Source organism: Aquiflexum sp. TKW24L (genome assembly GCF_023502205.1).
Lineage (GTDB): Bacteria > Bacteroidota > Bacteroidia > Cytophagales > Cyclobacteriaceae > Cognataquiflexum.
The window spans coordinates 69389-95269 of record NZ_JAMFLG010000007.1; the positions used below are offsets into that span (position 1 = coordinate 69389).

Below are 25881 nucleotides of genomic sequence, written 5' to 3' on the forward strand. Positions count from 1 at the left end.
AATGAATTGGAGGTTTCAAAATCCCAAAATTAATCCACAATCATTCTTTTCAGATTGCCTTGATTGATTACTTTTGGTCATTGCTGAAAACATTATGTCAAAAAAATATCACTTTATCGCCATTGGTGGCGCGGTCATGCATAACCTGGCACTTTCAATGGTGGCCAAAGGGTATGAAGTCACCGGTTCAGATGATGAAATCTATGAACCATCGAGAACCAGATTGGAAAAAGCAGGAATATTACCTAAGGCAAAAGGTTGGTTTGCAGAGAAAATAAGTGAAAATCTTGATGGTATTATTCTTGGAATGCATGCCAGAATTGATAATCCTGAACTACAAAAAGCAAAAGAGCTGAAGATACCTGTTTTCTCCTTTCCGGAATTTATATACGAACAAAGCCAGGATAAAAAAAGAGTGGTCATTTCAGGTAGTCATGGCAAAACGACTATCACTTCCATGATTTTGCATGTTCTGCAATACCACGGATTGGACTTTGATTACCTTGTTGGTGCTCAGATAGAGGGGTTTGATTTGATGGTCAAACTTTCGGATGCACCCATCATCATCATCGAAGGAGACGAGTATTTGACTTCACCTTTGGATAGAAGACCTAAGTTTTTCCATTACCACCATGATATCCTGCTCATGAGTGGAATTGCTTGGGATCATTTCAATGTCTTCCCAACTTTTGAGAATTACAAGGAACAATTTGAGATTTTGGTCAATATGACTCCTGATGGAGGAACGTTCATTTATTGTCAGGAAGATGAGCATGTCAATGCATTGGGTATGAAATGTGATCCAAATAAACTTAACCTGATTCCTTACAAGGCACATCCCTATGAAATTCGGGAAGGCAAAACCTTTTTGATATCTGACAATAAGGAAGTGGAAATCAATATTTTTGGGGAACATAACCTTCAAAATCTCCAAGGCGCACTTTACATCTGTGAATCTCTTGGCCTGACAAAAGACCAGTTTTACGTTGCCATTCCGGAATTTAAGGGAGCTGCAAAAAGGCAGGAAATACTGGCAAAATCGGAGACGGCCATCCTGTATAGGGATTTTGCGCATGCTCCATCCAAGCTGAAAGCTACTGTCAATGCGGTCAAAAATCAGTTTCCGGAAAGAAAACTGATAGCCGTTCAGGAATTGCATACTTACAGCTCGTTGAATAAGGATTTTGTGGACAACTATGCGCACACCTTTGACATGGCTGATATTGCGGTTATCTATTTAAACCCAAAAGCCGTATCTTTGAAGAAACTTGAATTGATGGATGAAGAAACTCTTCAACATGCTTTCAAGAGAAAAGACCTTATACTTTTCACGGAAATCGATAAACTGAAAGATTTTCTAGAAACACAAAATTATCTATCTACCAATTTGTTATTGATGAGCTCGGGTAATTATGATGACATGGACTTATCTATTCTCAAATCAAAAATCAATCAAATCCAATCCTAATGAATCTTAATCTGAAAACACCTATTGCATTTTTTGACCTTGAATCTACCGGCATCAATATTTCGACAGACCGGATCGTAGAAATTTCCATCCTAAAAGTCCATCCTAATGGAAGGCAGGAAACCAAAACTTCATTGGTCAATCCAACCATCGCAATACCCGCAGAGAGTTCAGCCATCCATGGCATTTTTGATAAGGATGTCAAAGAATCTCCAACATTCAAAACACTTTCCAGAGAGTTGTTCCAATTTCTAGAAGGAGCTGATTTGGCAGGTTTCAATGTAATCAAGTTTGATATTCCCCTGTTGGTGGAAGAATTTTTGAGAGCAGGAATTGATTTTGACATCGAAAAAAGAAATATCCTTGACTCGCAGAAAATTTTCCATATGATGGAAAAAAGGAATCTTTCCGCAGCCTATAAGTTTTACTGCGGCAAAACCCTTGAAAATGCGCATAGTGCTGAAGCGGACACGGTTGCTTCTTATGAAGTCTTCAAGGCCCAAATGGAAAAATACGATGGTGATGAAGCGGAAGATTTGCAAGGTAACAAGCTTGGGGTTTTCCAAAATGACATGAAAAAAATCCATACCCTGCTCAATGAAAAAATGGTCGATCTTGCAGGTAGGTTTATTTTCAATGAAAGTGGAGAGGAATGCTTTAATTTTGGAAAGCACAAAGGGAAAACCATCGAAAATGTCCTGAAAGAGGAGCCTTCCTATTATGATTGGATGATGAAAGGAGATTTTCCATTGGATACCAAAAGGAAATTCACACAAGTCAAATTGAGAAGTTTCAATCAGAGGTAATTTGGGTTAATGATTAGGTTAATTGGTTAGTGATTAATTGATTAATTCTAAAAACAAAATGCAGCCTGATTTTTCAGACTGCATTTTTTTTTAGGCATTCCATTAATTAGACGTGCCAAATTGTTTTCAATATTTTCACCATCTGCTAACTGAGACTGTGAACTGAATACGATTCAATTAACGTCCAATTTATTTTTTGCTCTGCTCATAATATTCCATAGCTATTACCATTTGCTTGTTCAGCTCTGCTGCACGTCTTTTTGGACCTGGGTGAGTGGAAAGAAATTCAGGAGGTGCTCCGCCAGAGCCTGCTGCTTCCATTCTTTCCCAAAATGCCGGAGCTACCCTTGGATCGTATCCTGCCAATGCCATAAAATTCAAACCTAACTGATCAGCTTCCAATTCGTGTTTACGGCTGAAGCTCAACATTCCCAGTTGTCCCCCTACACCGAATGCCTGAAGAAATAAATTCTGCATCAAAGTTGGGTTTTGGCCCATGGCCACTTGGGCAGAACCCAAGACACCATTCATTAACATTCCGTTGGACATTCTTTCCCTTCCGTGGTTGGCAAGAGCATGAGCTACCTCATGTCCCATTACAACGGCAATTCCAGCTTCATCCTGACATACAGGAATAATTCCTGTGTAGAAAGCAACTTTCCCACCGGGCATACACCAAGCATTGACAACTGCTTCTTCGATCAAGTTAAATTCCCAACTAAATCCCTGAAGCTCACTTTCCAAGCCATTGGCTTTCATGTACTTTTCAACAGCTGCTGAAACCCGCTTGCCTACCTTTACAACCATTTGCCCATCAGCTGTATTGGTAACAACCTTTCCTTCTTTCAAGACTTTTTCATATTCGACAAAAGCCAAAGGAAGCAACTCTGCATTGTCAATCAGTGCAAGTTGGTTTCTTCCACTCATAGGAACTTTGGCACAGGAATAAACTAAGATCCCGAAAGCCATCAAAAACATTATCTTCTTGAACATATCATTTGATTTTGATTCAAAATTGCCCAAAAAAGATGCCATACCAAAACAGCTTTGATATATTTGTTTAATTTGAAGTATTATAAAACTTTCTATCATGACTCCTGAAGCAAAAAAACACATAGACCGGATGAGCAATCCTTTTATTTTTTGGTGGGCAATGTTGTTCAAACTACCCTCAGCAGTCTTTTGGAGGTTAAAAATCAAATATTTGTCTTTAGAAAAATGCGAAGTTACAATTCCATATTTCTGGAGAAGTCAAAATCCTTTTAAATCAATTTATTTTGCTGCAATGGCCGGAGCGGCGGAATTGAGTACTGGGGCTTTATGCCAAGTGCGCATGGCGGGCAAAGGAAGTTACAGTATGTTGGTGGTTGATTTCAAAGCAGAATACCATAAAAAAGCAAATCAAAAAATAACCTTTGTCTGCGATCAGGGCATTGAGCTCGGAAAATTGGTCGATGGGCTTAATCCTGGGGAAAACAATTCACTAACAATGGTATCCACAGGAACCAACCCAAGTGGAGAAATAGTTGCCAGATTTTTTGTCACTTGGTCGATCAAAAGGAAATCATAAAAAATATTTGGGATAGGCATCAAAAGATTCAATGTTCAAATTACTCAAAAAAGCAACTGATATTTAAATTTTGAGTTTAAATTGATAAACAAAAAGCCTATTGAAAAATTTTACAATTAAGTCCTGGTTCTAAGAAAAAAGCAAACTCTCATAAGTATAAATTCACGATTTGTAATCAGGAATCCAGGCACCAATTTCTAAGTTTATTTGAATGAAGTTTGGCGAAATCCAAGGTTTACTAATTATTTGGTTTAAGTTCTTAAAGACCGCTTCCCCAGGGAGCGGTTTTTTTTAAAACTCTTCCTTCCTCCTAAATCCTGCCCTACTATCCAAAAAATCTATTAGTAATTTTTGGACCCTTTCCCATTCCATACCTACAAATTGATGGTCAATGTTTTGAAGGTTAAACTCAATAATCAAGCCGTCCAAGTCCTCATCGGTCAAGTTGTATTCATATTTCAAAGCAGCCATAACAGAATCAGACTGGATCAGTCTCAGGTAGTCTTCTTGGCTTGCCAAAAAAGCCAATTTACGGGCATATTGTCGCTTCTGCCTTTCACTTTTCATGAAATAAGAAATTGGACCATCTAAAGTCAGTCCAGGTTGAAGGCCGGGATTATTGGCCAATCCAGTATAGATTTTTCCCGGTCCCGCGGGTCTATCTGTCAATCCCCTCATGGTAGATTGATTTCCTACTTTGAAAGGAATAACATATTTATCTCCATACAGATCAAATCGAGGCAGTGTCCTGGCATCGAGGTAAATATCTGTCAGAATATGTTTTTCTTTTCCTGCGATAAGGACTTTGGGGATGTAATAATTTTTGGAAATTAAAATGGAGTCTCCTTCTGTGGCACGAACCCTGAAATAACCCCTTTCATTGGTGAGGCTGCTATCCCGGTTTTGCAGATTGATTACCCATACGTTGTCCAAAAATCCTCTATCAAGACCATCAAGCACATTTCCTGTCAAGACTTGAGAGAAAGCGTCGTTTCGGGCTGCAGCAAAAAAAACCAAAAGAACAAGTAGGATTTTATTCACAGTCCGAATTTAGCTCTGACCAATGAGTTAGAAAAATTTCAATGGTTAAAAGATATTAAACTAGATTTTCCTTTGTATGAAAATCTTGAAAAACAATATTGAAATACGTCTTTCCAAATGGTGGCTGTTTTCTAATTGATTTTTGAATTACCTTTCTTCTGGTTAGTTTTGATCCTCATTGATAATTTAAAAACTTTACATGTCCGAATATAAACTGGCAAGATTTGCTCCCACTCCGAGTGGATTTCTTCACATAGGAAATATTTATTCATTTATCATTACCCATCATTTAGCCAATAAGTATGGTGCAAAAGTGTTGCTCCGGATTGATGACCTTGACCGTGAAAGGTACAAACCGAGATTTGTACAGGATATTTTTGATACACTCAATTTTTTGGAAATCCCATACGATCAAGGACCTAGAGACCTTTCTGATTTTGAACAGAATCATTCTCAAATTCACCGATTGCCATTATATCAACGAGCATTAGAGGATTTAAAGAATAAAAAAGTGCTCTTTGCCTGTGACTGTAGCCGGAAGAAAATCGAAAAACTAAACCCCAAAGGATACTACTCTGGATTTTGCCTTAGAAGGAACCTTTCTTTTGACCAAGCTGAAATTACATGGAGAATCAAAGCCAAAATGCATATAGATGTGCCATTCAAAGAACTAAACCTGGGAATTGTAAACGGTAAACTTCCAGGGATAATGACGGATTTTGTGGTCAGAAAAAAAGATGCCATGCCCTCCTATCAATTGACATCTCTGGTCGATGACCTTCACTTTGGGGTAGACCTAATTGTCAGAGGTAAGGATCTTTGGGGATCTACCATTGCCCAAGTTTATCTTTCCAAATTCCTGTCTGAAAACAATTTTGCAGAGAATACTTTTCACCACCACCAACTGATCCACGGCTCAAATAATCAAAAACTCTCCAAATCATCAGATGTAAGCTCGATTCAATTGCTTAGGAAAACCGGGAAAAAGAAAGAAGATATCTACCAAATAATCGCTGAGGCCGCAGGTTTGAAAGATAGGCCGAAAAGTTTGGGGGAATTTGGGGGTTTGGTTATTTGAGAAGGTGATTTTCGATAAATATTTTTTTGAGGATGTTGGATATCAGTTAATTTTCAATTCTATCATTAGCCTCAACTTGTCATTTCGACCAGAGGGAGAAATCCATCACACCAAATCTTCAAAAAGACTTCTCCGACGTCGAAGTGAAAAGGAGAATTTTTTATCAATTAAGGCTACGGATTTTAGAAACAGTCGAATTTCAACTTGAGCGTCTCCTTGTCATTTTGAACGCAGAGAGAAATCTATCAAATCAATTTTTAAAAATATTCACCTTCACCAAATTGACTAGGAGAAATTTTTAATATTTTTAAAACTTTTGTTAGTTTCAAAAAATATGAAAAGGCATGAGTATTTTGTTTACATCTTGACAAATTATAACAAAACAGTCCTGTACATCGGGATGACAAATGATTTAATGAGAAGACTTTTTGAACATTCTAAAAATTATAATCCTAACGGTTTTTCTGCGAAATATAAATGTAAATATCTACTGCATTGGGAATCTTATCAATATGTCAGAGATGCAATCTCTCGTGAGAAGGAAATCAAAAAATGGAGGAGGGAAAAGAAGAATAATTTGATTAGTGAATTGAATCCTGAATGGAGGTTTTTAAATGAAGATGTTTTAGGTAATGATTAAGAAGAGAGTTTGATTTAATAGACTTCTCCTCCCTGGAAGTGACAAGGCAAAGTTTAAATTTGAAGGTAGCGGATTTTAGATTCAGTCGAATTTCAATTTTAGCATCCCTTTATCATTTCAAACAAAGGGAGAAATCTAAACCCTCATTTCAAAAAAAGACTTCTCCTACGTCGAAGTGACAAGGAGAAGTTTTTATCTCATTTTTACACAAACTAAACTTCCACTGTTTTCCCAGTTATCGCTTGTAAATCAATACTTCGCCGGAACTCCTTTTCCAGGCAAAGATTTTTGGATAAACTGTCTGATATCTTCATTGGATGTTGCCAGATCTTCAGCTCGGAGATACATCATGTGGCCACTTCTATACCCTTTAAAAGATAGTCTGTCTTGCATTTTTCCGGCAGGATCCATTTGCCACATATTGTACTTGGCATTGAAATAATCCGTTCCGCCATCAAAATATCCCGATTGGGTCATGACATGTAGATAAGGATTCTGCAACATGGCCTGCGCCAATTGGTTTCCCGTATTTTCATTGGTTCTATCCCAAGGATTCACCGGACCAAATAAGTTGTAGGTCAAATCTGTGTTGTATTTGAGCACATTCTTGGCATAATAATTCATAGCTGGAGAAAATGCATGATTCCAAGCAGTCAACGCCGGATCATAGTCAAATCTCTCTCCGGCGTCTGTTTGGTCGATACCTCTGTACCTGCTGTCCAACCTGCCAACGGTCAATCCTTTGTCCCTCAACAGTTCTTTCCAGAAATAACTCGTCGGTACAGCTAAAGCATGTTGAAGAAACACCTGCTCGCTCAATCCAGAGTAATAGGCCATTTTTTTAGCCACTTCTGCCCTCACAGCCGGTTCTAATGAACCCCCTTTTGAAATCGCCGGAATCACCACATCCAAGGTGTATTTTTCAACCTCCGCCAAAATGCTGTCCAAGCCCCTGCTTTGGAGGTCGGCAGGAAGTGCTTTGTGATACCAAGCCGTTGCGGCAAAGTAAGGGAGGTAGTTGGCTTTGGCCACAGGTCCGCTTCTATCCAATCCCATCGGAGTTGGCGATACCAATACCACACCATTGAAATACATCCAATGGGCATTTTGCAGTTCGTGTACCAATCCTGCCACGCGGGTAGTTCCATAACTTTCACCGATCAGATATTTTGGTGATTGCCACCTGTTTTGTCTTGTTACAAAAGTTTTGACCCAATCTGCCAAGTATTTGATATCAGAATTTATCCCAAAAAAAGTAGAACGGGGAACTTCCTTGTCTAAAATCCTGGAGTAACCGGTATTTACAGGATCGATATACACGATGTCAGCCACGTCTAGGATTGAGTGAGGGTTTTGGTTGACACCATAGGGCTGCAGCGGATACCCTTCGTCGTCAATATTCAATTTGTAGGGACCTGTGTAGGCCAAGTGCATCCAAAGAGACCCTGAACCCGGGCCTCCGTTGAAAGAAAAAACCAATGGACGGGTGGCTTTGTCAGAGATATCCGTTCTCTCGTAGTAGGTATAGAATAGCGTGGCAATAGGCTTTCCGTCCTCATTCCAAACAGGCATCGTTCCTGCTGTGGTTTTGTAGGGAACGCGCTTTCCCTTAATGGTCACTTCACCATTGGTGACAGAGGATGATTCCACCTTTATTTCTCTGGTTTCCTGTGCCATTGCAAAAGAGAAAGAAATCAGAAGCATAAATGCCGTAAGTATTTGTTTTTTCATTGTAGAGTGAGGCTATATTCCCTCCCAATATAAGGGAAATCAAAAAACCTTTCTTGGTATTTATATCAAGGTATTTTTGGGCAGGATAAGTGGGGTTGGGGAGGAAAGAATTTTTTGGGGAAAATTTTGAATCCCTTACCTTCGCAGCATAAACCGATTCCATTTGGAAAATCTAGAATTAGAAATCTTATTTCAGGATGAATTTTTTATTGCTGTCAATAAACCGGCAGGTATGCTGGTTCACCGGACAAATATCGCTTTTGAAGAAAATGTATTGATAGCAGAAAGGCTTCTCAAAGAACAGATTGGCCAAAAAGTTTACCCACTCCACAGGATTGATCGGCCGACCTCCGGGGTTTTAGTTTTTGGATTATCCTCAGAAGCAGCCTCGCTTGTTCAGCCTTTATTTCCCACTGATGATGTCAAAAAATATTATTTGACTATTGTTAGAGGATATATGTCTGAAAATCATGGAATTATTGAACATCCGCTTAAAAAAAAATTGTGTGGTGATTTGCAGGATGCAAAGTCTGAATTTTGGTCACTTTCACAAAATGAAATTCCCATTGCCTCTACCAACCGGTATCCTACTAGCCGATATTCACTGCTGAAAGTCTATCCACATACCGGCCGGATGCATCAAATCAGGCGACATTTGGCACATGACCGGCATTATGTAATTGGCGACAGTACTCATGGAGACAACCGACAAAACCATTTTTTCAGGGATACTTTTGGGATGGAACAACTCCTCTTACATGCCTGGAAGTTTGAATTTATCCATCCGATAACCAAAGAAGCCATCAAGGTTGAAGCAGATCTCCCCGATTATTTTATTAATATCAGCGAGAAATTGGGACTTATACTCCCTCCAAAGGAAGGAGAAAACTAGTTTTCCTAGGAGGCTTTTGATTTCTTATTGGTAAGGATAATTATAATTGCTGAGGTCATAAACATAATCAGGCTGTAAATGGCTACAGGGATAGTCATTTCAGAATTTTTCAGCAAAGTGGCTGCAATCATAATTCCCAAAGTCCCATTTTGAATCCCTGATTCGATAGCAATGGTAATACTTTGTCTCTTGGACAAAAGAAAAACCCGAGCCAAGAAAAAACCTACCGTCAAAGTCAACAGGTTTAGCATTAAAGTAATTGGTCCTGACTGAATAAAAAATTCTATCAGATTCGCCCTTTCTTTCAAAATGGCAGCAAATAAGATCAGTGCAAAGAAAACCGCTGAGGCAATACGGACAGGCCTGTCGGCTTTTTGGGAGAGTTTGGGGAATTTTTTATGGAGAAATATTCCGATAGATACAGGCACAACTGTAACTCCTGCAATCTGGATAATAGTTTCCATGACGGGCAAAGTAATGCTTCCCTCCTCTCCAAAATGGGAAATAGCAAAATTGACAATGAGGGGAATGGTCACGATGGTAACCAAAGAACTCACGGCTGTCAGACTGATCGAAAGAGCAGTATCTCCCTTGGAAAGATGTGAAATCAGATTGGATGTCGCCCCACCGGGACATGCCGCCAAAATCATCACACCCACAGCCATAGCCCCTGTCAACCCAAAAAGCTGCACGAGTGCATATCCAAAAATTGGCAAAAGAATAAGCTGATTGGTAAGACCCAAAATCATTGCCTTGGGGTAAACAAAGATGTTTTTGAAATCTTTCAATGTCAGCGACAATCCCATCCCTAGCATAATGAAGGCCAAAGCCAAGGGTAAAAAAACTGCAGTTAAAATACTGTCTTGCATGGTGATTTTTGGTTAAGGTGGAGGCTTGGGATTTGGTATAAAAATATAGGGATTAAAAATGAATTTAGGTAACCACGTAACAAAAAATCATAATTCACAAGGTTGAACCCACAGAAATGAACCTTGCTCAATAATTAAAAAGCAACTCAATCCAAAATGCCCTGTGCTTCACTACCAAATAATTTAATGTATAAGTATTGGAGTCTGATTGGACATGGATTGGACATGGATTGGTCAATGGGTAAGGTATCTGTAGCTTGGAGTGTACTATGGTGTAAGTGGGACTTAGGACTGGTATGGCTTTGAGCCTAGGACACGATAGTCAAACTGTATATTATGTTTTAATGATCTAAAAATAAATAGGCGTTCTAGTCTTTTGATTAGTCCCAATAAAGGCTTACCGGAAAAAGATATTTTGATTACGTTACCTTGAAGGTGGAATAACTACCTGATTCCCTTTTCGGGATACTTTCCTTTGACTGTTCTCCCAAAAACTTTCATTTCCTCGATCTGTTCATCCATATTACCATTTGGATAGATGACCGGACCGATGCCTGCTTCTTTCTTTTTGTAGTCAAGGTAACCGATCACAACAGGAACATCTGCACCCAAAGCAATATGGTAAAATCCTGATTTCCATTTTGGCGCATAGCTTCGGGTTCCTTCGGGAGTCACCATAATCACAAGTTCTTCTGACACTTTGAGCATGGTGGTCATCGCCTCGGTGTAGGTCTGTTTTCTCCCTCCCGGGACCCGTTTTCTATCTATTGCGATTCCACCCAAAACTTTGATCAACCAACCCAAGGGCCCGACCATTACTTCTTTCTTAATTGTAAATTTTACCGGGATGTCCATCAAAAAAAATGCAGCCCTAGCGTACAACAAATCCCAATTGCTCGTATGGGGAATGGCTATTAACACAGCTTTTTTGACGTTAAGTGGCCAGTTATTATTCAATGACCAGCCACTTACCCAAAAAACGATTTTTGACAAAAACTTCATCATGCCTTTACCTGTTTTTTCTTTTTCTTACTTAACTCAAGAATACCCTCATTTTCAGAAATAAATTCGATGGTAGTCTGATATCCTGCATCGAAGATTTCTTTTGCCTTTTTGATATCAAATACCCCATATCGGGCAAGTCCCGGAGGCTCTATAAAAAAGTCACATTTATTCTTACGACTATAAACATTATAATTCATCGACATGATGACTGTTCTCTCAATCAGGCTCTTGATATTTTTAATGTTATACTCCACCTGAAGGCAATTACAGTTTACCCCGATGATGGCATCACAAATACCATCCAGCGGTTCCACAGGTAAGTTGTTCAATACCCCTCCATCTACATAATGGTTTTTTCCGATTTCGATGGGGTCAAACATCCCGGGAATACAGGAAGAAGCCATGATTGGTTTAATCAAAGAGCCTTCAGAAAAATAGACAGCCTTGGCTTTTTTCACATCGGTAGCCGTTACAGTCAATGGGATTTTAAGTTTTGAAAAATCATTTTCAGGAAAATACTTTAAATACAATTCTTCAATTGAATCCATTTTTAAAATCCCTGTCCAGCTTATCGCAGGTCTTAGAAATTTGAAATAATTCGTTTTGACAATGATTTCAAAAATTTCATCTGGAGAATTTCCTGCACAATATAATGCTCCTGCAATGGCTCCCGCACTAGTGCCACTCACCCTGTTGGGAAATATATTGTGTTCGTTGAGTCCCTTTAATACCCCCAAATGGGCAACTCCACGGACTCCGCCGCCCGAAAGGGCAATGCCTATTTTTTTTTCAAAGCTCATCAAGAGAGAATTTTTGATCTAATTTTACGCCTTTTTCTGTCATTTTCACAGTGCAACATTCATGAACGGGGTCATGCTCCAAGAAAAGGATATAATCGTTTTTGGCAGCTTCCTCCAAAAACAATTTTTTTTCTTCCAATGTCAATAAAGGCCTTGTATCATATCCCATCACATAGGGCAAGGGAATATGGCCCACAGAAGGCAGCAAGTCGGCCACAAAGACAACAGTCCTGCCTTTGTATTGGATTTTTGGAAGCATCTGCTTGTCTGTGTGGCCATCTGCGGTCATAAAAGAAAATCCTTCAAACAATTCCTTTTTCTCCAATTCAAGAAATTCCAGCTGTCCGCTTTCTTGCATGGGGAATAGGTTTTCTTTGAGAAAAGAGGCCTTTTCCCGAGCATTGGGGTGTATCGCCCAATCCCAATGAGAATCATTTGACCAATACTTCGCATTGGGAAAAGTCATCTCTATACGGTTTGGATCACCGCTATGATAGCTCACTCCTCCTCCACAATGATCGAAATGCAAATGGGTCAGGAAATTATCTGTGATGTCAGCAAAGTCAAATCCTGTGGAACGGAGGGATTTCTCCAAGCTGTCATTTCCATGTAGATAATAGTGGGAGAAAAATTTTGCATCTTGCTTTTCACCGATGCCATTATCAATCAGTACTAGCCTATTTCCCTCCTCTACCAAAAGACAACGCATTGCCCAAGTACAAAGGTTATTTTCATCTGCCGGATTGGTTTTGGACCAAAGCGACTTTGGAACCACTCCAAACATTGCCCCGCCGTCAAGTTTGAAAAATCCGGTATTGATGACATGTAATTTCATAGTTTACAGGATATAAAAATCCCACAAAAATAAAAGCCATCATCTTTTGGAAGAAAAGCTCATTCTTTTTGTGGGATTTTAAGGTTAATTCTATTCTTCAACGACCCCCATTGAGCAGAATTTTTCAATTCTCTGTTCAATCCGCTCCTCAGGATTTAAATTATCAAGTTCTTTCAAAGCTTCCAAAATGGTTGCTTTGATGGTTTTTGCCATAGTCTGCATGTCTTTGTGTGCACCACCAAGTGGCTCAGCAATGATACCATCGATCAGACCGTTATTTTTCATATCAGGCGCTGTCAGCTTCAAAGCTTCAGCAGCTTGTTCTTTGTAATCCCAACTTCTCCACAGAATTGAAGAACACGACTCAGGTGATATCACCGAATACCAAGTATTCTCGAGCATATAAACTTTATCTCCGATCGCAATGCCAAGTGCCCCACCTGAGGCACCTTCGCCAATGATGATACAAATCACGGGCACTTTGAGCATAAACATTTCTTTCAAGTTTCTTGCTATCGCCTCTCCCTGACCTCTTTCTTCTGCTTCCAAACCTGGAAAAGCACCCGGAGTGTCAATCAAAGTGATGATAGGCTTTCCAAATTTCTCAGCCATTTTCATTAGTCTGAGGGCTTTTCGGTATCCTTCTGGATTTGCCATACCAAAATTACGTTCTTGCCGCTGCTTAGTATTGCGGCCTTTTTGTTGACCGATAAACATCACCGTTCGGCCATCAATATCCCCCATACCACCTATCATCGCCTTGTCGTCCTTTACAGTTCGGTCGCCGTGCAATTCTATAAAGCTGTTTGTAATTTCGTAGATGTAATCCAAAGAATAGGGCCGATCAGCATGACGAGAAAGCTGAACTCGTTGCCAACGGGTGAGGTTCTGGAAGGTTTCTTTTTTCAAAGTCTGAATTTTATCTTCCAATGACTGAATATCAGGCGTCAAATTTATATTCCTTCCTTTGGCCAAATCCTTCATTTCCTGAAGTTTGGACTCCAAATCAGCAATTGGTTTTTCGAATTCTAATAGCATAATCGGTTTTTTTGACTTGGGCAAAGATAAAAAGATTATTGCGAAGAAAAATTATTTGTATTTGAAGATCATTGTTTGTGGTTTGAGCTAAATATTCGCGTGAACCTAATTGATTTTCTTGAATCTATTTTTACTTTAAATACAAAAAGCCCCAGATACATCTGAGGCTTTTGCGGAATGGACAACCTGTCCCGATAATCGGGAGGACATTAACCCGCGACCTTCCCGATACTCGGGACAAGCATTCTATCCTACCGTACTACCTGATATCAGCCCAATAATATATTGCCTACTTTTTTGTCTTTTTATGAAAGATTCTCTTTTGATGGCATCTGATTTTGTTAGGAACTTTTCTACATATACAAATTCCCAAGGTTGCTTTTTACCTGTATATCCTTTGTGAGGAGAATTATGTTTTTTCAATCTCTCAGCAGGATCAGAGGTGGATCCAACATAAAATGATCCGTCTGAATATGATTTCAGGATGTAAAGGAAATATTCCATAAATACAAAAAGCCACAGATACATCTGAGGCTTTTGCGGAATGGACAGCCTGTCCCGAAAATCGGGAGGACTCGAACCCGCGACCTTCCCGATACTCGGGACAAGCATTCTATCCTACCGTACTACCTGATATCAGCCCAATAATATTGCTTACTTTTTTGTCTTTTTATGAAAGATTCTCTTTTGATGGCATCTGATTTTGTTAGGAACTTTTCTACATATACAAATTCCCAAGGATGCTTTTTACCTGTATATCCTTTGTGAGGAGAATTATGTTTTTTCAATCTCTCAGCAGGATCAGAGGTGGATCCAACATAAAATGATCCGTCTGAATATGATTTCAGGATGTAAACGAAATATTCCATAAATACAAAAAGCCCCAGATACATCTGAGGCTTTTGCGGAATGGACAGCCTGTCCCGAAAATCGGGAGGACTCGAACCCGCGACCTTCCCGATACTCGGGACAAGCATTCTATCCTACCGTACTACCTGATATCAGCCCAATAATATATTGCCTACTTTTTTGTCTTTTTATGAAAGATTCTCTTTTGATGGCATCTGATTTTGTTAGGAACTTTTCTACATATACAAATTCCCAAGGTTGCTTTTTACCTGTATATCCTTTGTGAGGAGAATTATGTTTTTTCAATCTCTCAGCAGGATCAGAGGTGGATCCAACATAAAATGATCCGTCTGAATATGATTTCAGGATGTAAAGGAAATATTCCATAAATACAAAAAGCCCCAGATACATCTGAGGCTTTTGCGGAATGGACGGGACTCGAACCCGCGACCTCCTGCGTGACAGGCAGGCATTCTAACCAGCTGAACTACCACTCCAAGTTAGATTAAATTAAGAAATTATGCGGAATGGACGGGACTCGAACCCGCGACCTCCTGCGTGACAGGCAGGCATTCTAACCAGCTGAACTACCACTCCGTTTATTTACTCCTCGTTTAGAGTGTGGCAAAGGTAATTATTTGAAGCTTTTTTGCAAAAAATGATTTTGGAAATTTGCTCAAGCAATACCTATTCGATTCTATTTCAAACATATAAATTTTAAAATAGACATGAATTTTTAATTTTTACCCAACTTCACCTGCCAATTCCATGAATCTCTCATCGAATCTTCCAAAGAAAGCTTGGCTTCCCAACCCAATACTTTATTGATTTTGTCGGTATTGGCCCATACTTTTTCGATATCACCGGATCTTCTTGGACCAATCTCGTAATTTAACTTTTGACCTGTTACTTTTTCAAATGCCTGAATGACTTCCAAAACCGTATTGCCATTTCCTGTCCCGACATTGAAGATGTCATAAAAGCTATCTTTTTGCTCAGAAAGGTATTTTAAAGCTTTTACATGCGCATCTGCCAAATCCATCACATGGATATAATCCCGGACGCAAGTACCATCGGCAGTATCATAATCATTGCCGAAAACCGTGATCTTCTCCCTAATTCCTGCGGCCGTTTGGGTGACAAATGGAATCAGGTTGGCAGGAACACCGATAGGCAACTCCCCTATCGCCGAACTCGGATGCGCTCCTACCGGATTGAAATAACGCAAAGCAACAATTCTAGAACCAACTCCACTTAATATCAAATCCCTCAAAATGTCTTCACAAATCTTCTTGGTGTTGCCATAGGGACTTTCTGCGTCCTGTCTTGGAGTAGCTTCGGTAACAGGCAAGACTTTTGGTTGTCCATAGACTGTGCATGAGGAGGAGAAAACGAGGTCCTTGACTTTAAATTTGGACATTAATTCCAAAAGGATGATCAACGAATCAATGTTGTTGGAATAATATTTCATGGGCAATCTTGTGCTCTCTCCCACTGCTTTGTAAGCGGCAAAGTGGATGACACCGGAAAAATTATTTTCCTGAAAGACTTTTTCCATGCCCGCCTTATCCAAGCAATCGACTTCATAATATTTTACTTCCCTTCCAAGAATCGATTTGATTCCTTCCAAAGCTGACTTTTCTGAGTTAGAAAAATTGTCAACGATGACAGGTTCATAACCCGAATTGACAAGTGCAACTGCTGTATGGGAACCGATGTATCCAGCACCGCCTGTGATTAAAATGTTTTTCATGATTGAATTAAAAAGGTATATAAAAATCTTTTGAAGTGATAAAATTAATTAAACTCGTGATACTGCCAACCAAAAATCTTAAAAGCCTTTCTTATTCTACTTCAACAATGTAAATGCACCACGTTGCTGCAGTGTTTGTTTTTGACCTTCTACATTGAAAAAGTACTCAATCATATAGGTATAAGTTCCTATCATAGCATCCTGATCTCCTATTTTTCCATCCCATCCTTTTTCCCCTGCGTAGACTAAGCTTCCCCATTTGTCATACACCCACAGGTTGAACTGGAGGTCACAATTGCTGACACCCTGAAAAAGACCATCCTTTGGTAAAAATCCAGTCGGCATCCTGAGAATGGGAACACCTTCCTCCATTGTTCCAAAAACCTTCTTTTGGCAGCCATTTGCATCTTCGACTGTCAATCCATATTCTCCTGAAGGAATATCTATGATATTAGGAGCTGTACTGTTTTCCCAATCCCAAAGGAACAAAAACGGTGCAACTCCACCTTGGGGAATGGCCAAAAGAGAGCCGTTTGCCAATCCTGAACAGGCAAACTTTTGAATCTGAAAATCAACCGAAATAGCCGGAGGAGAATCGATGGTCACCTCTAAAATAAATTCACAACCAATAACATCTTTTACCACCAAGCGGTGTTCCCCTCTCGGTAATCCAAAAACCTCCAATTGATTTTCATTTGCTACAAAATCAAATCCTTCTACCCTATATGGCTTTGTCCCACCTTGGAGCTCAAAATCAACCTTTCCATCTGCTAAGTCAAAACAACTTGCATTTGTGATAGTTGGCGTTCCTATCAATTCAAATGCTTGAGATGATGATATTTCAAGGTTCTCAAAGAAAATTTCGCAGCCACCCGAATCCTTGACCAAAACTGAATAAACCCCAGTTCCCAACCCTTCTGCCAACGAACCTTTCAATATTGGATCATGTGACCATTCGAAAGTAAAATCGCCTGTCCCCCCAATGGCTAAAATTTCTATTCTTCCCAACTTGGAACCTTCACATATTTCTTCAGTAAAAGTAATCAAACTGGCTTCCATTGGCGGATTGACTTTAACCTTGAGCCTTTTGGATTCCCCTCCACAGGAGGTATTGATTTGACTGTATTCCTCAAACCAGATTTCACCTTGAGATCCAACTCCCTGCCATTGCACGTTTACCTCGGTGGCATTTTCACCTGAAATGATGGTACCACCGGTAACGAACCATTGGTATTTTCGGTCAGGAATCAGGTTTTTCACTTTGTAAGTGAAATTATCGCTTTCACCAAAACAAATCTGACTTCGTCCTTCCGGAAAATCAGGTTCAATGGCCTCATTGATCAAAATCTGCAACTCGACGGGAGAACCTTGACATCCTTGGTTTGTCATAGGAATAGCAATCACTTTAGCAGCGGGATCAAAATCACCCCACCGGATTTTTGCGGAATAATTATCCGAGTCAATGATTTCACCGCCTGTGACTTCCCAAATGACTTTTTCAGTGTTTTGATAATTCTCAAAAACATAAATCACCTCATCGATCAAAGGACAGACATTGTCGGCACCTGAAATTTCGCCTGAAGATTCGACTACCTCAACATCAAAAAAAGCCTCTTCAATCTGATCGCATGCACGGTCTCCGGTGAATGCCACGATTTTAATCTGATAAATCCCCGGTTTTTCAAACAAATGATCAACTACCTGACCTTCCTGCATGTCTGTTCCATCTCCAAAAGTCCACTCAAAAATCTCAAATTTAGGGTTTGAAGGAATGATTTTCCAGGCACCTGTTTCACCCAGACAAGCAACTTTATCCCCTTCTACCTCAAAATCGTACTTAACTTCCGTTTCGAAATTTAAGTTGGAAAGGCTTGCACCTGCAGAATAGCCATATGATTCAATAAATCCGGATCCATATACATAGGCAATTACACCATCCGGATTGGTCATGGTATGTACTCCTTCCGATACATCAACTTGTGCGTAAACATAACCTGGATTGCCGGGAACAGGTAAAAATTGATTTCCTACATTAACTCCATCTAGAATAGTTTTCCCCTGAGATCCTGTTTTGGTAATGATATTGACGTAATGGTTGATAATACCTACCACTTTTACTGCTGAAAAAGCAACACTTTTTATCAATTGAGGATTGGGACTAAGGGTGATCATAGTCGGGTCACCATTGCTGGCAGTTGGCCCATTCTGAACATTGCACCATTGGCTTTTAGCAAAAACAGTCACTGCAATCGGTTTTGTGGCGGTAATGTTTGCCAATTCTTCAGGCCCAAAAAAGTACACTGAAAACTTTCCTGAATTTAAATTCCCTTGAGAAACCCCGTTAAGAAATACCTGCGTGTTGTTTTCAGATGCAAGGATTTTGACCATTTCACCTGAAGTCCTTCCCTTCAAGGGAACATGGATATATTCCTTTCCCCAAGAAAAAAGCGGATAGGCTTGTTGGTATAAATGATCACCTGTGGTTCCTTCACAGTCCGTACCCACAGAAGTCATCTTATTTCCCCCAAAGACTGCGACATTTTTACAATCCCCATCCTGACCTCCAATGACCCTAACCCTTGTTCCTGTCAAATCTCCAATCGCTTTGATCTGGTAGGTTTCCCCTTTCTTTAATTTAATATTGATAGGTGCTCCAGCCGGAATGGTATTGACAGTTGCTGTGGTTGTAGTTATTTCCACATCGGTATCATCTTCAACTGCCACGACCAAAAGTGTACTTTCATAATTGATATTATTTCCACCAGATACACCAGGTGGAAATTTTTCAGCATGGGCAGTTACCAGATAATCCTTGCCCAAAGAAGAAAGCGGTAAAACAACCGTGCCGTCCGCACTCCTTTGTCTGAAATTGAAAGCATGGACAGCTATATTTCCATCTGCGATAATTGATACTGCGAGGTTTTCTATCTTTCCGGATGTTCGGTGGATAATGTCTATTCCATCCTGGGGAAAATCATAAACAAACTGCTCCCCTGATTTAATTGAAAATGGTATGGTATTATTTGTGTATTGGATGATACCATTTGCATCTTCGCTAGCAGAGATAATGATAGAAGCTTGGTCAATTCTATTTGGGACTATACGGTTGTTTTCCATAAAGCCCAAATAGAATTCCCTGCCAATGGTGGAAAGCTGGCCAAATCCGGGGTTAACACAGCCGAAAATCAGCATCAAAAAGAACACATAAGTAAAGAATTTACCCTTGAACCCCATTCTCAATTATACTTATTTCAGCATGTAATTTATCAATAAAATCATTGTTAATCAGTGTAGGATCCTTCTAAAGAAGTATTTTGGAGTCATATTGTTGTCAATAATCTGAAAAACTTTTTACAGGACTTTCACATTAATCTTCACTGTCTTTGAACTTTCCAATAAATTGGCTTGTAAATTATTCTTAAAAAGCCAAAACAGGATAAGTTTTGATTTTTTGGTTCAAATAAATCAAACCGGAAAAGGAGATTTTGCTTATGAGTGACAAATCCAAACCCCTCTATTTCAACAAGGTAAATACTCCTTTATATTCCTCTTTCAATAGTTCGCCATTTACATTTGCTGTGAACAAAAACAAGTACGTATAGGCCCCTACTGGGGCATCTTCGCCGTTTACTTTTCCATCCCATCCCGTATCACCTGAATAAACCAAACTCCCCCACCTATTAAATATTTTCAGCATAAATGGCACCTCGCAGTTTGAAACAGGACCGAATGGACCATCTGAGGGAATAAAACCCGTAGGCATCCTCAATTTTGGCATTTCTTCTTTTATTTCACCCCGGCCTTGACTGATGCAACCCCTGCTATCTTGGATATTTACAGAATATATACCTTTTGGTAGGTCGGCTAAAGTGGTTCCCTGATTGCCATTATAATCCCAGTTGTATGAGAATGGTGGTGTTCCTTTGTTGGAAAAAACATACAATTCTCCATTGGATTGACCAGGACAGCTGGCTTTTTGGACACGGACATCAACTGCTTCCTGTAAAGGTGAGTCTATAATAAAAGAAACAGGTACTATACAGCCATTGGCATCTGTAATAGTGTAAGTGTGGCTTCTGCCTTCAAGATTTGATAATACAAATTCATTCTCTAAAATTGAAGCAGATTCAAAATCGATAGAATAGGGACTTACCCCACCTTGAACTTTGACCACGACAGCGCCATCTGCCCTTCCAAAACAAGAAGTCGCAGTAGTTACCGTGCTGGTTATACCAAGAATATCCGGCTGCTTAATAAGCAAATTATCAATCATGACAAAACAGCCGAAAGCATCTGTTACCTTCACAGAATAGCTGCCTGCAGCAAGATCAGGAGCATTAGGTGAATTTAATGAAGGCAAATGAGACCATTGAAAAGTATATGGAGCTTTTCCTCCTGTAACGGCTAAGCGCAACTGACCAGTAGATTCTCCAAAACATAATACATCAATTTTTTCCGATACCGATGCTTCAAGCAGTGGATTGACCACAATATCCAAGAAAGGTGAAGTCCCTTCGCAAAAATCATCCAACAGGCTGTATTCTCTATACCATATTTTTCCGGTGATACCTGGAATTTTCCAATTGACCTTAACAGTTCCTCCGCTATTTCCGTTGACAAATTCTCCCCCTTCAATAAACCATTCATACGCGCGGTTGGAAGATTCGGAATCCACCTTATATTCATCTTCCCTTTGAGGATCAAAACAAATGTCAGAAGCTCCTATGGGTACTTCGGCTTCAATCAAAGGGTTGATCACAACAGCCAAGCTCATTTCTTCACCGATACAACCTTCCGTGGTATATGGAAGAGCAATGATTTTTGCATTGGAATTGGCCGCTCCCCAGCGGACCGTTACTTGAAGGTTCTCTTCATCAATATTTATGATTTCACCACCTTCGGCTTTCCAATCAATTTTTCCAAAGTCGAATTCTGATATAATTCCATAGGTTATTTCTTCCACTAAAGGACAAACCTTCGAAATGCCCCTGATTATGCCTTCCGTTTTGATGACGGTTACATTGAATTTGACTTCCTGCTGCTCATCGCAAGAATTCTCACTGATCGATGCGATTACTTTGATTTCATATTCCCCTACCTCAGTGTAAGTATGAGGAACCTCTTGGCCGACCACCGGGTCGGAACCATCACCAAAATCCCAAACAAAATAAGTGAATAGCTTATTTTCCGGAGTAATTTCCCACAATGCTTCATTATTGTAGCATGCCACTTTATCACCAATCACTTCAAAACCATATTTGCTTTTGGTTTCAAAATTCAAATTGTCCAGGTTAGCCCCAACTGCAAACCCATAAGATTCGATATATCCAAATCCATACACATAGCCAATGAGCCCATCAGGATTGCTCAAGGTGTGAGAACCCTGAAAAATAGAAATTCTTGCATAAGAATATTCAGTACTTCCGAGAATCGGGGAAAATTGGTTGCCTACATTGTTGCCATCAAGTCTAGTCTGGTCTTTGGATGCCGTTTTTACTATAATATTCACATAATGACTAGTAATAGATGGAAGTTGAAGCGCATTGAAAGTGATGTTTTTTAGCAATTGCTGATTGGGACTGTAGGTGATCATAAATGGATCGCCATCATTGAAAAACGATTGGTTGGCATCGTTACAACCCTGACTTTTTGCAAATACAGTTACGGATGACGGTTTGTCGGTCTTGATATTTGCAAGTTCATTGGAATTAAAATTAAGAGTAATAAATTTTCCTGCATTGATGACGCCCCTGTTTACCCCATTTACAATTACAGAGGTATTGTCCTCGGATCCCAAAACCTTAACCAATTCCCCGGAAGACCTACCTGCCAATGGTATGTGAAAAAATTCTGTTCCCCATGTATTTACAGGATAAGCCTGCTGAAATAAATTGTCATTTGCCTGACCACAATCTCCAACACTTGTCCATTTATTTCCACCAAAGACTGCCAAATTTTTACATTCTTCGACATTTTCCCCTATAACCCTAACTCTTGTTCCTGTCAGGTCTCCCCTTGCTTTAATCTGGTAACTTTGCCCTCTATTGAGGGAAATTAAAAAAGGGATCAATGCCAAATTCCCAGACAGGGTTTCGACAGATGGTGTGATTTCAACGCGGGTATTGTTTTCCACCCCAACGATCAATAAAGTGCTTTCATTATTGACATTTGCGTTATAATTAACTATTGTAGTCATTACCTCAAAATGCGAAGTGATATAGTAATCCTTTCCCAAGGTCGTAATCGGCAAAATCACTGTACCATCAGCAGACCGAAATCTTTCATTGAAGGCATAAACTGATACTTTGCCTGTGGAGTTGATATATACACTCTTTGATTCTATTACCCCGGTTGTCCTATGGAGGATGTCAAAATCATTGATCTGGTGAAAAAATTGCTGACCGGCAGCTAAGGAAAATGGATAGGTTCGCCCTGCATATTCCAAAACACCCTGTGAAGGTTCACTCGCTGTAATCACCACAACACCCCTGTCAGGCGCATCCGGAGGAACCCCATGGTTTTCCATAAACCCAAATAAGAACTCCTTTCCTAAAGTCGTTACCTGAGAATAGCCATCTACAGCAAAAACAATTTGCAGGACTGCAATGACAAAGAAGATGGCCGAAAACTGTTTTACTCTCATTACTCCGAAATTCAAGCGAAAATATAAAATAAACTTATGGGTATAAAAATTATTTTTTGAACGAAATGCAATTTTCTTTTTATAACATGTAATTTTTTACGAACCAAACCCATTTTTCACAATTCTTCTCTTTTGGAATAGAAGATTCAAAATTCCTTATTAATGATTTTTCTCATGCCGAAAATATTTTATCCAAAAACATTAATGGTCCTAATTTTAAAAGGATTAGGACTCTGATAGTGGAATTTACTCGATTGAAATGATTTTTTTTCAAGTTATTGAACTTCATAATTTGAAACCCAAAAAAATTAATTTAGTTTGGACAACCCAAACTTAAATACATCTATGGAAAATTTTAACGAGCTGGATTCTTTGCTCAGGATCTTCTGGTACTTGGCAATACCTTCAACATTGATATTTTTGATACAAACCATCATGACGTTTGTTGGTGTAGATGCCTCAGATGGCCTGCAGGCGGATTTTGACAGTAATCTAGAGGGAACTACAGGTCCGTTTCAGATTTTCTCCTTTCGCAACCTGATACATTTTATGTTGGGTTTCGGATGGACAGGGATTTCGTTTTATTCAATTATAGAAAATAAGACATTGTTGATCGCATTGGCATTTTTGGTGGGATTAGGGTTTGTAGCCATGTTTTTTTTCATCATTGGACAGATCAGAAAACTTGCTGAAGACAATACATTCAAAATTTCGGATACTATCGGAAAAACCGGTGAGGTTTACCTTACCATACCTGAAAGAAAATCAGGAATAGGCAAAGTTCAGATCAGCACCAAAGGTTCCTTCAAGGAATTACGGGCGATCACAGAATCAGAAACACTCAATTCCGGAACATTGGTAAAGATCAAATCCATTGATTCTGATAATATTCTTCTTGTAGAAAAACTTTAACAATTCACTTATATGGAAATAATTTATATTTTAGTAGCAGCGGTAGTTGTATTTTTTGTCATGATTTCCGCTTTGGTATCAAGGTACAAAAGGTGCCCTTCAGATAAAATATTGGTGGTATACGGACGCACAGGTGGAACTTCTGCCAAATGTATCCATGGAGGGGGCGCATTTATATGGCCTGTGATCCAGGATTATGCATACTTAGATCTCAAACCGATTTCTATTGAAGCCAACCTGACCAATGCCTTAAGCCGCCAAAACATCCGGGTTGATGTTCCCTGCCGGTTTACAATTGCGATTTCTACTGAAACTGACAGTATGGGCAATGCTGCAGAAAGGCTTTTGGGATTAACTCCCGATCAAATCCAAGAATTGTCAAAAGATATCCTCTTTGGCCAATTGAGATTGGTTATCGCAACCATGACAATAGAAGAAATCAATTCAGACAGGGATAAATTTTTGGACAACATTTCCAAAAATGTCGATACAGAATTGAAAAAAATCGGACTAAAGCTGATCAACGTCAACGTAACAGATATCAAAGATGAGTCAGGATATATCGAGGCGTTGGGAAAAGAAGCTGCTGCAAAAGCCATCAATGAAGCCAAAATCTCTGTTGCCGAACAAGAGAAAATAGGTGAAACAGGGAAAGCAATGGCTGACCGAGAGCGGGATGTACAAATTGCAGAAACCCACAGGGATCGCGATGTCAAAATAGCCATTACCCATAAATCCCGGGAAGTAAGTATCGCTGAGGCATTTAAAGATGAATCCATTGGTAAGGCTGAAGCAGAAAGAGATACAAGGGTCAAAACTTCTGAGGCAAACGCTTTGGCAGTAAAAGGTGAAAATGAGGCCAAAATCTCCATCGCCCAATCGGATTCAAATAGAAGAGAAAGAGAGGCTGAGGCCCAGAGGACAGCACTCGCTGCAGAAAAAGTACAGCAAGCACGTGCGTTAGAGGAATCATACCTTGCAGAGCAAAAAGCCGAGACAGCCCGTTCTGAAAGGGAAAGGTCGACCCAGATCGCCAATGTGGTGGTTCCTTCTGAAATCGCCAAACAAAAAGCAATCATCGAAGCCCAAGCCGAGGCCGAGAGAATCAGAGAACAGGCCAAAGGTGAAGCTGATGCGATTTTTGCTAAAATGGATGCTGAGGCAAGAGGGCTATATGAAATATTAACCAAGCAGGCGGAGGGTTACAGGCAGGTAGTAGATGCGGCCGGTGGGGATCCAAACAAAGCGTTCCAATTACTATTGATCGAAAAACTTCCTGAACTCGTCAAGACTCAGGTAGAAGCTGTCAAAAATATTAAAATCGATAAAGTCACTGTTTGGGATTCAGGCGCAAATGGTGACAATGGAAATGGATCAACCGCCAATTTTGTGTCCGGTTTAATGAAAAGTGTCCCTCCCTTAAATGACCTTTTCAACATGGCAGGATTAAATCTCCCTAGTTATCTGAAAGGAGCTGAAGAAGCCAATGTGGTTAAAGAAGAAAAAGATTCAAAGAAAAAAGAATCTAACCCAGAATAATAATCGTACAAATGCTTTCGGTGATTTGGTTAAAATCAACCGGAAGCATTTTTTATTTTGAGACTATGAACCGACGGTTTTGCTTAACCCTTGATTTAATAAATGATCCACAACTCATTGAGGAATATGAGGTTTATCACCAATCTGTCAAACCTGAAATCCTCCAAAGTTTTAGGGATGCAGGGATACTTTCCATGGAATTATACCGTTGGGAAAATAGGTTATGCATGATTATTGAAGTGGATTCAAGCTTTTCATTTGAAAGGAAAGCAGAATTGGATGCCAATAACCCAAAAGTGCAAGAGTGGGAAAACCTCATGTCAACTTACCAACAAAAGTTGCCTAACAGTAAAGTGAATGAAAAATGGCAATTGATGAAAAGAATATTTGAGAGTTGAAAATTAATTATTTT

Annotated in this window: 23 protein-coding genes and 2 tRNA genes; 9 read left to right on the plus strand and 16 right to left on the minus strand. The window is 39.6% G+C overall.

The window, feature by feature from the left end; all coding sequences use genetic code 11:
- The first annotated feature begins 94 nt into the window (after positions 1 to 94).
- Positions 95 to 1468 carry a UDP-N-acetylmuramate--L-alanine ligase gene (locus M3O96_RS06605; protein ID WP_249719537.1) on the plus strand — a complete coding sequence of 458 codons (1374 nt, stop codon included), beginning with the start codon at positions 95 to 97 and terminating at the stop codon, positions 1466 to 1468.
- Positions 1468 to 2274 carry a 3'-5' exonuclease gene (locus M3O96_RS06610; protein WP_249719538.1) on the plus strand — a complete coding sequence of 269 codons (807 nt, stop codon included), beginning with the start codon at positions 1468 to 1470 and terminating at the stop codon, positions 2272 to 2274. The genes M3O96_RS06605 and M3O96_RS06610 overlap by 1 nt, the downstream gene beginning before the upstream one ends.
- A gap of 189 nt (positions 2275 to 2463) precedes the next feature.
- On the opposite strand, the gene M3O96_RS06615 is transcribed toward M3O96_RS06610, so the two are convergent.
- Complete coding sequence (locus tag M3O96_RS06615; RefSeq protein ID WP_249719539.1) at positions 2464 to 3267, minus strand: M48 family metallopeptidase; 804 nt, start codon at positions 3265 to 3267, stop codon at positions 2464 to 2466.
- Positions 3268 to 3364: 97 nt separating this feature from the next.
- On the opposite strand from M3O96_RS06615, the gene M3O96_RS06620 reads away from it, so the two are divergent.
- Positions 3365 to 3844 carry a DUF4442 domain-containing protein gene (locus tag M3O96_RS06620; RefSeq protein ID WP_249719540.1) on the plus strand — a complete coding sequence of 160 codons (480 nt, stop codon included), beginning with the start codon at positions 3365 to 3367 and terminating at the stop codon, positions 3842 to 3844.
- A 291-nt stretch (positions 3845 to 4135) separates the two neighbouring features.
- On the opposite strand, the gene M3O96_RS06625 is transcribed toward M3O96_RS06620, so the two are convergent.
- Positions 4136 to 4885: a hypothetical protein gene (locus tag M3O96_RS06625; RefSeq protein ID WP_249719541.1), complete on the minus strand. Its 750-nt coding sequence runs from the start codon at positions 4883 to 4885 to the stop codon at positions 4136 to 4138.
- 199 nt (positions 4886 to 5084) lie between these two features.
- On the opposite strand from M3O96_RS06625, the gene M3O96_RS06630 reads away from it, so the two are divergent.
- Both M3O96_RS06630 and M3O96_RS06635 read left to right on the plus strand, forming a co-directional pair.
- A complete protein-coding gene (locus M3O96_RS06630; protein WP_249719542.1) occupies positions 5085 to 5963 on the plus strand; it encodes a glutamate--tRNA ligase family protein in 879 nt (292 codons plus the stop codon).
- Between the two features lie 334 nt (positions 5964 to 6297).
- Entirely contained in the window at positions 6298 to 6603 is a 306-nt protein-coding gene (locus M3O96_RS06635) for a GIY-YIG nuclease family protein (protein ID WP_249719543.1), read from the plus strand.
- A 249-nt stretch (positions 6604 to 6852) separates the two neighbouring features.
- Here the strand turns inward: M3O96_RS06635 and M3O96_RS06640 are convergent, their stop codons facing one another.
- Complete coding sequence (locus tag M3O96_RS06640) at positions 6853 to 8334, minus strand: S10 family peptidase (protein ID WP_249719544.1); 1482 nt, start codon at positions 8332 to 8334, stop codon at positions 6853 to 6855.
- A gap of 163 nt (positions 8335 to 8497) precedes the next feature.
- Here M3O96_RS06640 and M3O96_RS06645 point away from each other — a divergent pair, with 163 nt between their 5' ends.
- Positions 8498 to 9226, plus strand: coding sequence for a pseudouridine synthase (locus M3O96_RS06645; RefSeq protein WP_249719545.1), 729 nt, complete (start codon positions 8498 to 8500; stop codon positions 9224 to 9226).
- A gap of 5 nt (positions 9227 to 9231) precedes the next feature.
- Here M3O96_RS06645 and M3O96_RS06650 read toward each other — a convergent pair whose 3' ends face one another.
- The 13 genes from M3O96_RS06650 to M3O96_RS06710 all read right to left on the minus strand — a co-directional run bounded on the left by M3O96_RS06650 (position 9232) and on the right by M3O96_RS06710 (position 23018).
- On the minus strand, positions 9232 to 10095 hold the full coding sequence (locus M3O96_RS06650; RefSeq protein WP_249719546.1) for a bile acid:sodium symporter family protein: 864 nt from the start codon (positions 10093 to 10095) through the stop codon (positions 9232 to 9234).
- Positions 10096 to 10539: 444 nt separating this feature from the next.
- Positions 10540 to 11100 carry a 1-acyl-sn-glycerol-3-phosphate acyltransferase gene (locus M3O96_RS06655; protein WP_249719547.1) on the minus strand — a complete coding sequence of 187 codons (561 nt, stop codon included), beginning with the start codon at positions 11098 to 11100 and terminating at the stop codon, positions 10540 to 10542.
- Positions 11097 to 11900, minus strand: coding sequence for a patatin-like phospholipase family protein (locus tag M3O96_RS06660; RefSeq protein ID WP_249719548.1), 804 nt, complete (start codon positions 11898 to 11900; stop codon positions 11097 to 11099). Before M3O96_RS06660 ends, M3O96_RS06655 begins: the two co-directional genes overlap by 4 nt.
- A complete protein-coding gene (locus tag M3O96_RS06665) occupies positions 11890 to 12735 on the minus strand; it encodes an MBL fold metallo-hydrolase (protein ID WP_249719549.1) in 846 nt (281 codons plus the stop codon). Before M3O96_RS06665 ends, M3O96_RS06660 begins: the two co-directional genes overlap by 11 nt.
- A gap of 90 nt (positions 12736 to 12825) precedes the next feature.
- Positions 12826 to 13773, minus strand: coding sequence for an acetyl-CoA carboxylase carboxyltransferase subunit alpha (locus tag M3O96_RS06670; protein WP_249719550.1), 948 nt, complete (start codon positions 13771 to 13773; stop codon positions 12826 to 12828).
- A 246-nt stretch (positions 13774 to 14019) separates the two neighbouring features.
- Positions 14020 to 14385 carry a GIY-YIG nuclease family protein gene (locus M3O96_RS06675; protein WP_249719551.1) on the minus strand — a complete coding sequence of 122 codons (366 nt, stop codon included), beginning with the start codon at positions 14383 to 14385 and terminating at the stop codon, positions 14020 to 14022.
- Between the two features lie 14 nt (positions 14386 to 14399).
- Complete coding sequence (locus tag M3O96_RS06680; protein WP_249719552.1) at positions 14400 to 14750, minus strand: GIY-YIG nuclease family protein; 351 nt, start codon at positions 14748 to 14750, stop codon at positions 14400 to 14402.
- Position 14751: 1 nt separating this feature from the next.
- Positions 14752 to 15033 (minus strand): GIY-YIG nuclease family protein, encoded by a 282-nt coding sequence (locus M3O96_RS06685; RefSeq protein WP_249719553.1) that lies wholly within the window; start codon positions 15031 to 15033, stop codon positions 14752 to 14754.
- A gap of 12 nt (positions 15034 to 15045) precedes the next feature.
- Positions 15046 to 15119, minus strand: a tRNA-Asp gene (locus tag M3O96_RS06690).
- A 26-nt stretch (positions 15120 to 15145) separates the two neighbouring features.
- Positions 15146 to 15219 (minus strand) — tRNA-Asp (locus tag M3O96_RS06695).
- A gap of 139 nt (positions 15220 to 15358) precedes the next feature.
- The gene (gene galE / locus M3O96_RS06700; RefSeq protein WP_249719554.1) at positions 15359 to 16375 is read right to left on the minus strand and encodes a UDP-glucose 4-epimerase GalE; all 1017 of its coding nucleotides are present in this window, start codon (positions 16373 to 16375) and stop codon (positions 15359 to 15361) included.
- A 96-nt stretch (positions 16376 to 16471) separates the two neighbouring features.
- Entirely contained in the window at positions 16472 to 19609 is a 3138-nt protein-coding gene (locus M3O96_RS06705) for a PKD-like domain-containing protein (RefSeq protein WP_249719555.1), read from the minus strand.
- A 280-nt stretch (positions 19610 to 19889) separates the two neighbouring features.
- Positions 19890 to 23018, minus strand: a complete 3129-nt coding sequence (locus M3O96_RS06710) for a PKD domain-containing protein (RefSeq protein WP_249719556.1) — start codon at positions 23016 to 23018, stop codon at positions 19890 to 19892.
- Positions 23019 to 23363: 345 nt separating this feature from the next.
- On the opposite strand from M3O96_RS06710, the gene M3O96_RS06715 reads away from it, so the two are divergent.
- The 3 genes from M3O96_RS06715 to M3O96_RS06725 all read left to right on the plus strand — a co-directional run bounded on the left by M3O96_RS06715 (position 23364) and on the right by M3O96_RS06725 (position 25867).
- Positions 23364 to 23930, plus strand: coding sequence for a serine protease (locus M3O96_RS06715; protein ID WP_249719557.1), 567 nt, complete (start codon positions 23364 to 23366; stop codon positions 23928 to 23930).
- Positions 23931 to 23942: 12 nt separating this feature from the next.
- Positions 23943 to 25469: a flotillin family protein gene (locus M3O96_RS06720; protein ID WP_249719558.1), complete on the plus strand. Its 1527-nt coding sequence runs from the start codon at positions 23943 to 23945 to the stop codon at positions 25467 to 25469.
- A gap of 65 nt (positions 25470 to 25534) precedes the next feature.
- The gene (locus M3O96_RS06725; protein ID WP_249719559.1) at positions 25535 to 25867 is read left to right on the plus strand and encodes an L-rhamnose mutarotase; all 333 of its coding nucleotides are present in this window, start codon (positions 25535 to 25537) and stop codon (positions 25865 to 25867) included.
- The last annotated feature ends 14 nt before the right edge of the window (positions 25868 to 25881 follow it).